Genomic DNA, 12959 nt, shown 5'->3' with positions numbered 1-12959 from the left:
TGACGTCCTTTCTAACGATTGTTTTATAATAACTAATAAAATGATAATACCATAAAATGTATAAAAGGAAAAACAAGTATACTTAAAAATATAGGAATCCCCTTACATTTTTTAGGAAATAAATGCTAAAAATATGCAAAAAAAGGGACTGAGACAAAAGTCTTGTCGCAGTCCCTTATTCCAAATAAACGGTGTTCAATCATCTGACCCTCGGTATTAGCTCAAAAAACGGCAAAATATGAGGAACTATTTTCCATTTGTTTCTCTAATACTCAGGACAAAACGCTGATTTCACAACCTCTGATATACGGTGTTCCAGAAGTAGCTTCTTCGAAAAATAAGCTGAGATTTCACAAAAATTTAAGAAGCAATTTTCGTAAATTCCTTCTTATGTCTTGAAGCTGACCACTTCTGTCATAACCTCTTTTTACTGTTCTTAAACACGGATAAACATCCGCATCTCATTTTATGAGTGCTTAGATACTTTGATACGATTGATTGCTCGGTGCAACGCAACAGTTGCCCGTTTCAATTCGTTCGTATCTTGTTTTGCTTTTGCTTCTTCGATTTGGCGTTCTGCGCGTTGTTTTGCACGTTCCGCACGAGATACATCGATATCACGTTCACGTTCCGCACTATCAGCAACGATTGAAACAACATTATCACGAACTTCCATGATTCCGCCATTAACAGCGATCCAATCGACGTGGGTATCTGAATCTGTTCGTTTTACACGAACTTCATCAATCGTCAATGGAACGATGATTGGTGCATGTTTAGGCAAAATCCCAAGCTCACCAGCTGTCGTACGTGCAACGACGATAGCTGCATGGTGATCATAGACCAAACCGGCAGGAGTTACCACATTTACTGTTAAATATTGATCCATGGGGCACCCCTTTCTAGTAGCCTAGTGTTTTCGCTTTTTCTACGACGTCTTCGATTCGGCCAACACTTCGGAAAGCTTCTTCAGGAAGATCATCGTATTTGCCTTCCAAGATTTCGCGGAATCCTTTCACTGTTTCTTCTACAGGGACATATGAACCTGGAAGACCAGTAAATTGTTCAGCCACGTTAAAGTTTTGTGACAAGAAGAATTGGACTCTGCGGGCACGAGAAACTAACACTTTTTCTTGATCGGATAATTCATCCATACCTAAGATAGCAATGATATCTTGTAATTCACGATATCGTTGCAATACGTGTTGGACTTCTGTTGCTACTTTATAATGTTCTTCTCCCACGATTTCAGGTGCTAAAGCACTTGAAGAAGAAGCCAATGGATCTACCGCTGGATAAATCCCTTGTTCTGTTAATTTACGTTCCAAGTTGGTTGTCGCATCCAAATGGGCGAATGCTGTTGCCGGCGCCGGGTCAGTGTAGTCATCGGCTGGCACATAGATTGCTTGGATCGATGTGATCGAACCTTTTTTCGTAGATGTGATACGTTCTTGCAATTGACCCATTTCTGTTGCCAATGTTGGTTGATAACCAACCGCAGAAGGCATCCGTCCTAACAAGGCTGATACTTCAGATCCAGCTTGAGTGAAACGGAAAATGTTGTCGATAAACAACAGTACATCTTGACCTTCTACATCACGGAAATATTCCGCAATCGTCAAACCAGTCAAAGCAACACGCATACGTGCACCTGGTGGTTCGTTCATTTGTCCGAACACCATGGCTGTTTTTTCGATAACTCCTGAATCTTTCATTTCATAATACAAGTCATTACCTTCACGAGTACGTTCACCTACACCGGTAAATACAGAAATACCACCATGTTCTTGGGCGATATTATGGATCAGTTCTTGGATCAGTACGGTTTTACCAACACCGGCACCACCGAATAGTCCGACTTTCCCACCTTTTAAATATGGGGCAAGCAAATCGATAACTTTGATCCCTGTTTCCAAAATTTCTGTACTTGTACTTAATTCGTCAAAGGCTGGTGCTTTTTTATGAATTTCGCTTCTTTCCGCATCTTCTGGGAAAGGTGTTTCTAAATCGATCGTATCTCCTAGTACGTTGAATACGCGACCTAATGTTTCTTTACCTACAGGAACAGAGATTGCTTTGCCTGTATCAATGACTTCCATTCCTCTTTGTAAACCATCTGTTGATTCCATCGCAATGGTCCGGATCACTCCGTCCCCTAATTCTAACGCTGCTTCAAGAACAACTTTTGATTTATTTTCGTCATTTTTATAAACAACTAATGCGTTGTTGATATCTGGTAAGGATTGGTCTAAAGAAAATTCCACGTCGACAACGGGACCGATTACTTGAACAATCTTGCCTGAACTCATCTTTTTTCCTCCAATCTCAATACTATTCTAGTGCCGAAGCTCCGGCAACAATTTCGGTAATTTCTTGGGTAATAGCCCCTTGTCTTGCACGGTTATAAGAAACCGTCAGCTCATCAATGATATTAGCAGCATTATCAGTTGCTGTTTTCATTGCTGTCATACCAGCAGCATGTTCTGCTGTTTTGGCGTCAACGATCGCACCGTAGATCAAACTTTCAGCATACTGAGGCAATAACTGAGACAAGATTTCTTCTTTTGAAGGTTCAAAAATATATTCTTGTTCGAAAGTAGTTGCTTCTTCTGGATCTAAGTCTGAGATTGGCAGCATTTTTTCTACACGAAACTGACTAGTTAGCGAATTGATATGATGGTTATAACATACGTATAATTCATCGAATACTTCGTTTTGGAACATAGTTGTTGCCATATTTACGATTTTGCGGACTTCATCAAAGCTTGGCTGATCAGATAGATTGCGCAGCTCATATGCTAGATTGATACCGCGTGCTTTAAAGAAGTCTGCACCAGTTCCGCCAATTGCGATCATCACGTAATCATCGGGTGATTGGTGGTCTTCTTCTAAAATAGACATCGTTTGTTTCAATATCGAGCTGTTATATCCACCGACTAAACCGCCATCTGCAGTGATGACGATATAACCAGTTTTCTTAACAGGACGGCTGAGCAGCATGCTGTTGTAATTGATATCCCCTCTAGGATTTTCTGAGGCAATATCATTTAACTGAGTAGCAGTCAAATGCGTAACGATTTCTCTTACTTTTGTTGCATAAACCTGAAACTTCTGTGAAGAAGCTTCAGATTTTGTCAACTTAGAAGCAGACACCATCTGCATTGCCCGCGTGATTTGGCTCGTTTTTTTCGTTGAAGCGATACGTGTCTTGATTTCATTTAATGAAGCACCCATTCATCTCACCTCACTATGCATTTTGAATGGATTTCAATTTATCTTCTGTAGAGGAATTACTTCCTTTTGTAGCTAAGAACATGTCTTTATATTCCTGAATCGCACTGTTCAACGCTTCTTCTTCTGGAAGATCTTTTGTTGTATGGATTGTTTCAAAGATATCTGAATGATTGGTATCCAGATATTCGAATAATTCATGTTCGAAGTCTAAAATACTGTCTACAGGGATACTATCTAAGAATCCATGTGTCAAAGCATACAAAATCACTACTTGTTTTTCAACAGCTAGCGGTGCATGCAATTTTTGTTTCAAGATTTCTACTGTACGGCGTCCACGATTTAGTTTTGCTTGTGTTGCTGCATCCAAGTCAGAACCGAATTGTGTAAATGCTTCTAATTCACGGTAACTTGCTAAGTCTAGGCGTAAAGTCCCAGCAACTTTTTTCATTGCTTTGATTTGCGCAGAACCCCCTACACGAGATACAGATAGTCCGGCATCAACCGCTGGACGAGTACCTGCGTAGAACAAGTCGCTTTCTAAGAAGATTTGTCCATCAGTGATCGAAATAACGTTTGTTGGGATATAAGCAGAGATATCTCCAGCTTGTGTTTCAACAAATGGTAAGGCAGTCATTGAACCGCCACCTAAATCATCACTTAATTTTGCTGCACGTTCCAATAAGCGTGAGTGTAAGTAGAAAACATCCCCTGGATAAGCTTCACGACCTGGTGGACGGCGAAGTAGCAAGGAAAGTTCACGATAAGCAACAGCTTGTTTTGAAAGATCATCAAAAATGATCAAGACATGTTTACCGTTGTACATGAACTCTTCACCCATTGCAGTACCAGCATATGGTGCGATATAAAGCAACGGCGCTGGTTGAGACGCACCGGCATTCACAACGATTGTGTAATCCATTGCGCCATATTTTTTCAATGTTTCAACTTGTGTACGAACTGTAGAATCTTTTTGTCCGATTGCTACATAGATACAGATCATATCTTGACCTTTTTGGTTGATGATCGTATCGATCGCAATAGAAGTTTTCCCTGTTTTACGGTCACCGATAACTAATTCACGTTGGCCGCGTCCGATTGGTACAAGAGCGTCGATTGCTTTTAGACCTGTTTGCATTGGTTCGTTAACAGATTTACGTTGCATAACGCCTGGTGCCATTGCTTCTACTGGACGAGCTTTGTCAGTAACGATTTCACCTAGTCCGTCGATTGGCTGACCTAGCGGATTAACTACCCGTCCGATCAAGGCCTCTCCAACTGGAACTTCCATGATCTTTCCTGTTCGTTTTACTTTATCTCCTTCACGAATGGACTCGAAATCGCCAAGGATAATGATACCTACATCATTTGATTCTAAGTTTTGCGCCATTCCGTATGAGCCATTTGAAAATTCAAGCAACTCACCACTCATCGCGTTTTCTAAACCATGTGCACGAGCGATCCCGTCACCTACATAAGTTACGGTACCGATTTCTTCGACTGAAAGCACGTTTTGATAATTTTCAATTTGTTCTTTAATCAAGGCACTAATTTCTTCTGCTTTGATGGCCATTCGATTCACCTACCTCTTTGTACTATCTATTTAATTGATTACGCATATTTTCTAATTGCGTGCGAATGCTTCCGTCGATTACTCGATGGTTAGCTTCAACAATCGCGCCACCAATAATAGAAGAATCAACGATTTGTTTTAATTCGACTGATTGATAGTTCATTGTTTTTGCAACATTCTTTTCTAATTGTATTCGTTGTTCGTCTGAAAGTGGAACTGCTGTTGTGACACTTCCCAACAGCAAACCTTGATGTTCATCATATCGACGTTCATATTCTTCGATCATGAACAAAAGATCATCCATTCGGTTATACGCATAAACAACTTCTAAAAAGTTTTTAACGATTCCATCATAGCCACTAACAAGCTTGTCCATGATTTCTCGTTTTTCATGAGGTTCTAGACGAACATCACTTAACATATTACCTAATCCAGGTACTTGTTCATAGATTTGACGTAAGCTTACGAGATCTTGATAGATTTCTTCTGCTTGATTTGAATCGATCGCCAGTTCAAATAAAGCTTTCCCGTAACGTCTTCCTACTGTATATTTATCTAGTTTCATTTGAAGAACCTAGACCTTCGATATATTGATTGATTAATGATTCGTGCATTTCTGGAGATAATTCTTTGTTCAAGATTTTTTCCGCGATTTGAAGAGATAGTTCTGCAACATCGTCTTTTACAGATTTCAGCGCTGAATCACGTTCTACAGTGATATCAGCTTGGGCTTTACTTTTTAGACGAGCTGCTTCTTCTTGAGCATCCTTCAAAATATTTTGGCGGCTTAATTCTCCACTTTCTTTCGCATTTTTGATGATATCAGCTGCATCAGAACGAGCGGCTAACAATTGTTGTTCGCGTTCTTGTTCCATTTTCGCTGAGTTGATGCGAGATTGTTCTGCAGAATCCAAATCATTGGCGATCTTGTCTTCACGTTTTTTCAAAATATCGCTGATTGGTCCCCAAGCAAAATGCTTCAAGAGAGCCAGTAGTATCAAAAATGAGCCGCTGACAACGATGACATTTCCTAACATCGCATTGCCAACTTCTGCAATTGCCAATTGATTCAGCATAGGCGAGCCTTCCTTTCTTTGAAGTACTTCTAGTTTTCATGTAAAAAAGCAGTAACAAACCAAATTGTTTCTGCCTTAATACTGATTCAATTAAACACCAAAAACTAGAATCAAGGCGACAACTACCCCTAAGATAGGAACAGCTTCGACTAGAGCTACCCCGATAAACATTGTTGTACGGAATTGACCAGACATTTCAGGTTGGCGAGCCATTGATTCGATTGTTTTAGAGATAACTTGACCGTTACCATAACCGGCTCCGATTGCTGCTCCCATGATTGCGATTGCTGCTGCGATATAATTCATAATTGTTTTCCTCCTAAATTAGATAAATAGTAGTTTGTTTTTAAAACGAATATTATTCTTCCACTTCAATCTTATGGCTCATATAAACCATAGATAAAGTAACGAAGACAAATGCTTGGATGCTTCCGATAAACAAGGAGAATGCGATCCAGACCATCTCTAATGGAATTGCTAACGGAAATGAGAACCAGCCTAAGCTTATTACCATTTTTGCAATCAAGGTTAGCAAAACTTCCCCCGCATAAATATTCCCATAAAGACGTAAAGCAAGTGTTAATAAGTTTGTAAATTCTTCAATCAGTTTCATCGGAAACATAAAACTATATGGTTTCAAGAACGAATTTACGAAATATCCTTTGAAGCCTAACTTTTTCACCCCAAATAAGTGAGTAAGTAAGATCATTATAAATGCCAAAGTTAAAGTAACAAACGGGTCTGCTGTCGGGCTTTTCCAAAGTGTTGTTTCGTTAGGTAAAACGATTTTTGTTACTAAACCGATGTTGTTTGCAACAAAAACAAATAAAAACAATGTAAATGCCAACAAATGGAAATTGCTCAATTCTTTTCTAGGCAGATTATCTGTTACGATTCCTCGACTAAAATCAATGACCCATTCTATCGCATTTTGTTTGCCTGTTGGTTTCAACTTAAGATTTCTTGTAAAAAAGTAAGCTAAGAAGAAAACAATCAAACAGGTCAGTAACACCATTATACAAACTGTACCATCAAACCAAATTGGTCCAATGTGGAACGTTAGCGAGCGTTCATCCAATCCATTTCACCTCTTTTCCCCGAAATTCACATAAAATCAATTCATGTGCGTATCTGGTTTTTTCCAATCGGTTTCTAACCACACGGTATCATACCACCATGAAACAGAAAATTCAAAACATTTTCATGAAAATTAGACACTTTTTTATTTCAGTCAAAAACGAAGCGAATTTTTCTTTATACACGGTGCTCCTGATCTAAGAAAAAACCTATGATAATCATGTTTTATCAGATTAAATGCTAACAAATTTTATCATTAAGTAAAAGCAAAAGCACCGAATATGCGAAAAAGGATAATGAAATTATCTAGAGAAATTTTTTAATGTTCGATCAATTTGTCGATCGATATCTTTTCGTTTCAAATCTTCCCGTTTATCATAAGATTTTTTCCCTTTCGCCAGACCAATCAATACCTTGGCATAGCCGTTACGAATATAGACTTTTAAAGGAACAACAGTGATTCCAGTATTTTTCAATTCATTTTCAAGCCGGATGATTTGTTTTTTGTGTAATAATAACTTTCTCGTGCGCAACGGATCATGATTAAAAATATTTCCTTGTTCATAAGGACTGATATGAACATTATGCAAGAAAGCTTCTCCGTTGCGAACGCGAATAAATCCATCTTTTAGATTGATCCGGCTGTTTCGTATCGACTTGATCTCGGTTCCTTGCAAGACCATCCCTGCTTCCATCGTGTCGATGATCGAATAATCATGGCGAGCTTTCTTGTTTTGTGCAATTAATTTTCCCTCGCCTTTTGGCATAGCTGTTTCCTCCAACTCATTTTATTTTTTCTTTTTCTTCTTTTTAACACCTTTGTAAAATGGCTTCTTCCCTTTTTTCTTACCGAACGTTTGCTTACTATCGCTATATCGTTTGTTCTTCTTGCCATTTCTTTCTGGGCGTTTTCCTGCTTGTTTTCCTTCGCGTTTTCCTGATTTTCCATTTCGTGTTTTTGGCCGTTCCAACGCTGTAACCTCTTCTGCGGAAACAAGTTCAAAATCTACTGCTCGTTCATCTGGATCAGCTTTGACTACTTTTACTCGCACTTTCTGTCCGATTTTAAAAGTCAGACCAGTTCTTTCACCTACAAGAGCTAAATGATTTTCAACAAAATGGAAGTAGTCCTGTTTCAATTCATTGATATGGATCAATCCCTCTACTGTATTCGGCAGTTCGATAAACAGGCCGAATTTCACAACAGAGCTGATGATCCCATCGAATTCTTCTCCCACTTTGTCCATCATGAATTCTGCTTTCTTCATGGAATCTACTTCACGTTCTGTTTCTACTGCACGACGTTCCATCTTAGAACTATGATCTGCAATTTCAGGAAGTTCCGCAGCCCACGAACTTTGATTGCTTTCACTTTTATCTTCACTGTAAGAACGGATCAGACGATGGACGATTAGATCGGGATAGCGTCGAATAGGAGATGTAAAGTGTGTGTAGTAATCTGCCGCTAAGCCATAATGCCCAAAATTGTCTTCTGAATAGCGTGCTTGTTGCATGCTTCTTAGCAACATAGTATTGATAACTGCAGCTTCTGGTTTGTCTTCTACTCCTTCGATCACATGCTGTAAATCTTTTGGTGTGATCGTTCCTTTCGTTCCTCGGACCAGAATGCCCAAAGCTGAAGCAAAATCAAAGAAGCGCTGCATTTTTTCTTCTTTTGGCTGTTCATGGATTCGGTAAATAAACGGCAGATTTAATTTATTATAATGTTCAGCTACCGTTTCATTGGCCGCAAGCATGAAAGATTCGATCAAGCGTTCACCAATTCCTCTGCTTCTTAGCTGGATGTCATTTGGGTGTCCTTCAGCATCAACAAGGATTTTCGCTTCGCGATCCTCAAAAGAAATCGCGCCACGTTTGATTCGCATCGTTTCAAGGATTCGATGCAATTCACCCATTTCTTGGAACATAGGTACGAGCTGAGCATAGCGTTGCATCGTTTCTTCGTCTTGATCTTCTAAGATTTGATTGACAGCTGTGTAGGTCATCCGTTCTGTTGTTTGGATCACACTTGGGAAAATATCATGAGAGACTACTTGTCCATTTGGATCAATCTCCATTTCGCAACTCATGGTCAGCCTTGGAACATGGGGATTCAGTGAACAGATACCATTCGATAAACGTTGCGGGATCATCGGAATCACTCGATCAGTCAAATATACACTTGTCCCTCTTTCATATGCTTCTCTGTCCAATTGACTGCCTTGTGTCACATAGTAAGAAACATCTGCAATGTGTACCCCAAGAAAATAATTACCGTTATCTAATTTTTTAACCGTAACTGCATCATCTAGATCTTTTGCATCTTCTCCATCAATCGTAACAATGAGCTGATTTCTTAAATCTCTACGTCCAGTTATATCCTTTTCGCTGATTTGATCTGGAACTTCATCTGCTTCAGACAATACATCATCAGGAAATTTCGTAGGGATACCATTAGCCACGACAATTGAGAGGATATCCATGCCAGGGTCATTCTTATGACCAATCACTTGCTTGATTATCCCTTCTAAACTAGTCGCATACCCTTTTTCAGGGTAATGGGTCAGTTCGATCAGCACAATACTTCCGTCAACTGGACGAACTCCCTCTGCTGCTGCATATACTTTAAATTGGTTGAGCTTTCTATCTTTCGGGATAACAACGCCGTAAAGATCTGTTTCTTGTATTTCTTCTTCTGAATAAGCAACGAATTCCCCTGCTAACTGAGTAGTCGCCCGGTCTCGAATCTCGATTACTTTCCCCTCTGCTCCGCGATCCATATCTGTATTTGCTCGCTTCATGATATCGATTGCTACGGTGTCTCCATCCATTGCAAAACCAGTCGCTTCTTTTGGGATATAGATGTCATCTTCTTCGGGATCAATCGTTACAAATCCAAATCCTCGTTCATTTGCTCGAAATGTTCCTTCGATCAAGATTGGTTTTAAAGGAAGTTTCACTTTTCCTTTTTTATTGAAAACTATACTCTGTTCTCTTTCCATTTGAGCAATCGTTTGTACTAGTAATTTAAAATCATCGCTTTTTTGGAACCCTAAACCTTCAGCGATTTCTTCCATAGAAAAACTGCGTTTGCGACTGCTTTCCATGAAAAAGAGAATTTTCTCTTTTATCGTTTCTTTTGTCATATTTATTCCTCATTCCAAGGTAATTTTTCTAAAAATTCCAAGACGTCTTTTTCTAATTCGCGTCTTGCTGTACCAACTGTAATCACATGACCACTTTCAGGATACCATTGAAGTGTCACTCGCTGACGGATCAACTTGCGTGCAGTTTCAAATACGCCATTAGGGTCGACCATTTCATCTTTCCCAGCTTGAGCTAAAAATATCGGCTGTTGGATATCTGACAACCTACTTTCTACGATTGCTGCCTGAGCTTGTATATCCATTAATTGTTGTTCAGCTAACGAGCGGTAAGCAACTGCTTTTTCATTGATTTCTTTCTCTGATTTACCTGCTGTCTTCAGCACTTGACGTACGTATTTTTCAAAGTTTTCAGGCACGTTTGTTTTTACAGGAGACAAAGGCGAACAGAAAAAACCGCCGCCAATCACTGATTCTTCTTCTAGTGCTCGTACAGCAAAGATGCCGCCCATCGATAATCCTAATACGGCAATATCAGAAAACTGCTCAGACTGTAAAAAATGGATGGCTTTTTTAGTGTCTGCCCACCAGCTTTCTGCTTTTTCTTGCAAGATATCATATGGCTCCATTGTTCCGTGTCCTTTAAAAAGCGGCGCATAAACTGTATAATCTGCTTTTTCCAAAAATCGTGCGAGCATTCGAACATCGTTTGGACTTCCTGAGTAAGCGTGAAGCAGCAAAACCGCTCGCTTTCCATGTTTTGCATAAAGGGGTTTTGGTAATTGTCTCACTCGTCTCACCTCTTTCGCCTCATTTTACCATAGTTTCTTTCATAACTTCTTCTTAAGCGTTCTCTTTGCAATAAAAAAAGCCGCCCGCCGTTTTGCGAGAGGCTTATTCAACTACTTCGAAGATAAATATGCTAGGACAAATAATAAGATCATCCAGATAGCTCCCATAACTGCAGTTGATCGCTGCATGACAGCTTCAAAGCCGCGAGCTTTTTGTTTGCCGAATAGTTGATCCGCACCGCCGGTAAATGCACTCGCTGCACTATTTTGCTTGCTTGGCTGCATCATAATCGCAATGACCATAACAATCGATAAAACGATCACGATTCCCAAAATTAAATTATACATATCGCAGCCTCCTTCCCAAAAGATATCGTCTCTTTAACTTTATCATAGATAAAAGTCCGTGACAACTCTATATAAATGGAATAACAGCTGAAAGTTCAAAACTTTCAGCTGTTATTCTTATGACTGACGTAAGACGTCTTGATATTCTGGTTTCTTTTCAAACTCTTTTTTTACATAAGGGCATAAAGGAATGATCTTTTTCCCGTCTCGTCTTGCTAATTCTACTCCAGTATACACTAGCTTTTCAGCTAACTTTTGACCACGATATGCTGGATCTACAAATGTATGGTCAATGATCATGATGTCTGGGCCCGCATCTGACCATGTCATTTCTCCAATCTCTTGTTGCTCATCATTGAATAAAGCAAGACGATTTTTTTCTTCTTTGATTTCCATATGCCGCACTCCTCAAATAACTGATATTTTTTTATTCCTACCTTATTTTAGCAGTCTCCTGATCTATAAACAATTATTTATCCTCAAATTACTTACAAAAAAGAAGAGAAAATTAATTCATCGTTATTATTTGTTCAATAAACGAAAAAATCACTGTCCAATAGGTTTTCGGATCTTTCATCGATGCTTCCAAGTGTTCTGCTTCTGGAACAAGCAGCAGTGCTTTATCCCCTGCCGTAGCACTTTGAATCGTGTACGCTGCTTCTGTAGGGACAAAATGATCTCTTTCACCATGGATGACTAATAAAGGCAGATGATTGCTGCCAAGCTGTCTCGTAGCTGATGCTTGCTTTAAGGAGTAACCGGCGTATTTCTGGGCATAATGATTCGCATATCTCATGACCATTTTTTTAGGAAAGACAGTGATTTTACTTAACATATATCGGAATTCTGCATAAACAGAAACATATCCGCTGTCTAAAATAAATCCTTTGACCGCTGATGGAAGTTTTTCACCACTTGCCATCATGATCGTAGAAGCTCCCATTGATCCGCCGTGTAAAATAATGGACGCATTCGGCTGTTCATCTAAGATGAGTTGGATCCAGGCAATTAAATCTAGCCGATCTAGCCATCCCATTCCGATGATTTCTCCTTCACTTTCTCCGTGCGCACGTAAATCAGGTACAAGAACGTTGAATCCTTTCTCTGCATATCTTTTACCTATATGAGACATGTCTCTTTTCCCTGTGCTTCGGTAATCATGTACGCAAATGACCCATTTATTCTGCTTATTTGGATGGATGAACATCTGACCAGCTAGTTTCAACCCGTCATAACTTTTGATTGTTTTGGGTGTTCCCTGCTCCCAAAAGCTTTCACACTCTTCTTCTAATTTTTGTCGTTTTTTTTCTACTGACGTGACTGCAGCAGGGTCCATCAAACGATGACCAGTGTCTTCATACCAGTCATATCCTCTCTGTACTCCCGCTCTTACTAATTTCTTTGCATAAAAATAAGAAAGAAAATGGTAACTGATCCCTATAATTATCAGAATAAGAATGAAATAAAAAATAACCATTGTACACCCGCCGCTTTCTGCCAAACTATAATCTATCTATTATCCAATGTACCGATCCATAGGATTCTCTATTTTCGGCACACGTAAATTCCATTTCTTTTTCATTGTATCATTTACTTAAAGTTCTCCTCAATAGATTTACTTGTAAGAGAGCATTTACATTCGCAATAAAAGCCAGTATACTAATTTCGTGCATTATAATCAAGACGCTCGTCTTGGACTGGTTCGGAAACTTCCCAGAATAAAAAACTAAGTATCTCTAAAGAAAGGAGATTGGAAATA

General features: G+C 39.3%; 14 protein-coding genes and 1 riboswitch. All 14 genes read right to left on the bottom strand.

Translation table 11 applies throughout. The features are described from left to right. Nucleotides 1-466: 466 nt before the first annotated feature. The gene (locus MKX69_RS03765) at nucleotides 467-889 is read right to left on the bottom strand and encodes a F0F1 ATP synthase subunit epsilon (protein WP_002289005.1); all 423 of its coding nucleotides are present in this window, start codon (nucleotides 887-889) and stop codon (nucleotides 467-469) included. 13 nt (nucleotides 890-902) lie between these two features. After that, nucleotides 903-2309, bottom strand: a complete 1407-nt coding sequence (atpD, locus tag MKX69_RS03760) for a F0F1 ATP synthase subunit beta (protein WP_002289006.1) — start codon at nucleotides 2307-2309, stop codon at nucleotides 903-905. Nucleotides 2310-2331: 22 nt separating this feature from the next. Next, nucleotides 2332-3234, bottom strand: coding sequence for a F0F1 ATP synthase subunit gamma (locus MKX69_RS03755; RefSeq protein WP_002317883.1), 903 nt, complete (start codon nucleotides 3232-3234; stop codon nucleotides 2332-2334). A gap of 13 nt (nucleotides 3235-3247) precedes the next feature. Then, nucleotides 3248-4804 (bottom strand): F0F1 ATP synthase subunit alpha, encoded by a 1557-nt coding sequence (atpA, locus tag MKX69_RS03750; protein WP_341008855.1) that lies wholly within the window; start codon nucleotides 4802-4804, stop codon nucleotides 3248-3250. Nucleotides 4805-4826: 22 nt separating this feature from the next. After that, nucleotides 4827-5369 carry a F0F1 ATP synthase subunit delta gene (locus MKX69_RS03745; RefSeq protein ID WP_002289009.1) on the bottom strand — a complete coding sequence of 181 codons (543 nt, stop codon included), beginning with the start codon at nucleotides 5367-5369 and terminating at the stop codon, nucleotides 4827-4829. Beyond that, nucleotides 5356-5880: a F0F1 ATP synthase subunit B gene (gene atpF, locus MKX69_RS03740; protein WP_341008852.1), complete on the bottom strand. Its 525-nt coding sequence runs from the start codon at nucleotides 5878-5880 to the stop codon at nucleotides 5356-5358. Before atpF ends, MKX69_RS03745 begins: the two co-directional genes overlap by 14 nt. 90 nt (nucleotides 5881-5970) lie before the next feature. Continuing rightward, nucleotides 5971-6186, bottom strand: a complete 216-nt coding sequence (gene atpE, locus MKX69_RS03735) for an ATP synthase F0 subunit C (protein WP_002289011.1) — start codon at nucleotides 6184-6186, stop codon at nucleotides 5971-5973. Between the two features lie 52 nt (nucleotides 6187-6238). Next, the gene (atpB, locus tag MKX69_RS03730) at nucleotides 6239-6958 is read right to left on the bottom strand and encodes a F0F1 ATP synthase subunit A (RefSeq protein ID WP_212481347.1); all 720 of its coding nucleotides are present in this window, start codon (nucleotides 6956-6958) and stop codon (nucleotides 6239-6241) included. A 301-nt stretch (nucleotides 6959-7259) separates the two neighbouring features. After that, entirely contained in the window at nucleotides 7260-7724 is a 465-nt protein-coding gene (gene smpB / locus MKX69_RS03725; protein ID WP_002289013.1) for an SsrA-binding protein SmpB, read from the bottom strand. A gap of 21 nt (nucleotides 7725-7745) precedes the next feature. Then, nucleotides 7746-10103, bottom strand: coding sequence for a ribonuclease R (rnr, locus tag MKX69_RS03720; RefSeq protein WP_258430300.1), 2358 nt, complete (start codon nucleotides 10101-10103; stop codon nucleotides 7746-7748). A 2-nt stretch (nucleotides 10104-10105) separates the two neighbouring features. Then, nucleotides 10106-10861 carry an alpha/beta hydrolase gene (locus tag MKX69_RS03715; protein ID WP_258430301.1) on the bottom strand — a complete coding sequence of 252 codons (756 nt, stop codon included), beginning with the start codon at nucleotides 10859-10861 and terminating at the stop codon, nucleotides 10106-10108. Nucleotides 10862-10963: 102 nt separating this feature from the next. After that, nucleotides 10964-11200 (bottom strand): preprotein translocase subunit SecG, encoded by a 237-nt coding sequence (gene secG / locus MKX69_RS03710; RefSeq protein WP_002289017.1) that lies wholly within the window; start codon nucleotides 11198-11200, stop codon nucleotides 10964-10966. Between the two features lie 117 nt (nucleotides 11201-11317). Continuing rightward, nucleotides 11318-11596 carry a GNAT family N-acetyltransferase gene (locus tag MKX69_RS03705; protein ID WP_341008844.1) on the bottom strand — a complete coding sequence of 93 codons (279 nt, stop codon included), beginning with the start codon at nucleotides 11594-11596 and terminating at the stop codon, nucleotides 11318-11320. A 112-nt stretch (nucleotides 11597-11708) separates the two neighbouring features. Next, on the bottom strand, nucleotides 11709-12677 hold the full coding sequence (locus tag MKX69_RS03700; RefSeq protein ID WP_195193498.1) for an alpha/beta hydrolase: 969 nt from the start codon (nucleotides 12675-12677) through the stop codon (nucleotides 11709-11711). 214 nt (nucleotides 12678-12891) lie between these two features. Next, a riboswitch (PreQ1 riboswitch) is annotated at nucleotides 12892-12936 on the top strand. The last annotated feature ends 23 nt before the right edge of the window (nucleotides 12937-12959 follow it).

Source organism: Enterococcus sp. FSL R5-0957, from assembly GCF_038008005.1.
Classification (GTDB): domain Bacteria; phylum Bacillota; class Bacilli; order Lactobacillales; family Enterococcaceae; genus Enterococcus_B; species Enterococcus_B faecium.
The sequence above is the reverse complement of the archived record's forward strand: the minus strand, read 5'-3'. Positions and strand labels throughout refer to the sequence as shown.

What these genes read in the sequence shown, in the direction of transcription:
- MKX69_RS03765 (WP_002289005.1), bottom strand. Translation starts at nt 889, where the DNA reads ATGGATCAATATTTAACAGTAAATGTGGTAACTCCTGCCGGTTTGGTC.
- atpD (WP_002289006.1), bottom strand. Translation starts at nt 2,309, where the DNA reads ATGAGTTCAGGCAAGATTGTTCAAGTAATCGGTCCCGTTGTCGACGTG.
- MKX69_RS03755 (WP_002317883.1), bottom strand. Translation starts at nt 3,234, where the DNA reads ATGGGTGCTTCATTAAATGAAATCAAGACACGTATCGCTTCAACGAAA.
- atpA (WP_341008855.1), bottom strand. Translation starts at nt 4,804, where the DNA reads ATGGCCATCAAAGCAGAAGAAATTAGTGCCTTGATTAAAGAACAAATT.
- MKX69_RS03745 (WP_002289009.1), bottom strand. Translation starts at nt 5,369, where the DNA reads ATGAAACTAGATAAATATACAGTAGGAAGACGTTACGGGAAAGCTTTA.
- atpF (WP_341008852.1), bottom strand. Translation starts at nt 5,880, where the DNA reads ATGCTGAATCAATTGGCAATTGCAGAAGTTGGCAATGCGATGTTAGGA.
- atpE (WP_002289011.1), bottom strand. Translation starts at nt 6,186, where the DNA reads ATGAATTATATCGCAGCAGCAATCGCAATCATGGGAGCAGCAATCGGA.
- smpB (WP_002289013.1), bottom strand. Translation starts at nt 7,724, where the DNA reads ATGCCAAAAGGCGAGGGAAAATTAATTGCACAAAACAAGAAAGCTCGC.
- rnr (WP_258430300.1), bottom strand. Translation starts at nt 10,103, where the DNA reads ATGACAAAAGAAACGATAAAAGAGAAAATTCTCTTTTTCATGGAAAGC.
- secG (WP_002289017.1), bottom strand. Translation starts at nt 11,200, where the DNA reads ATGTATAATTTAATTTTGGGAATCGTGATCGTTTTATCGATTGTTATG.
- MKX69_RS03705 (WP_341008844.1), bottom strand. Translation starts at nt 11,596, where the DNA reads ATGGAAATCAAAGAAGAAAAAAATCGTCTTGCTTTATTCAATGATGAG.
- MKX69_RS03700 (WP_195193498.1), bottom strand. Translation starts at nt 12,677, where the DNA reads ATGGTTATTTTTTATTTCATTCTTATTCTGATAATTATAGGGATCAGT.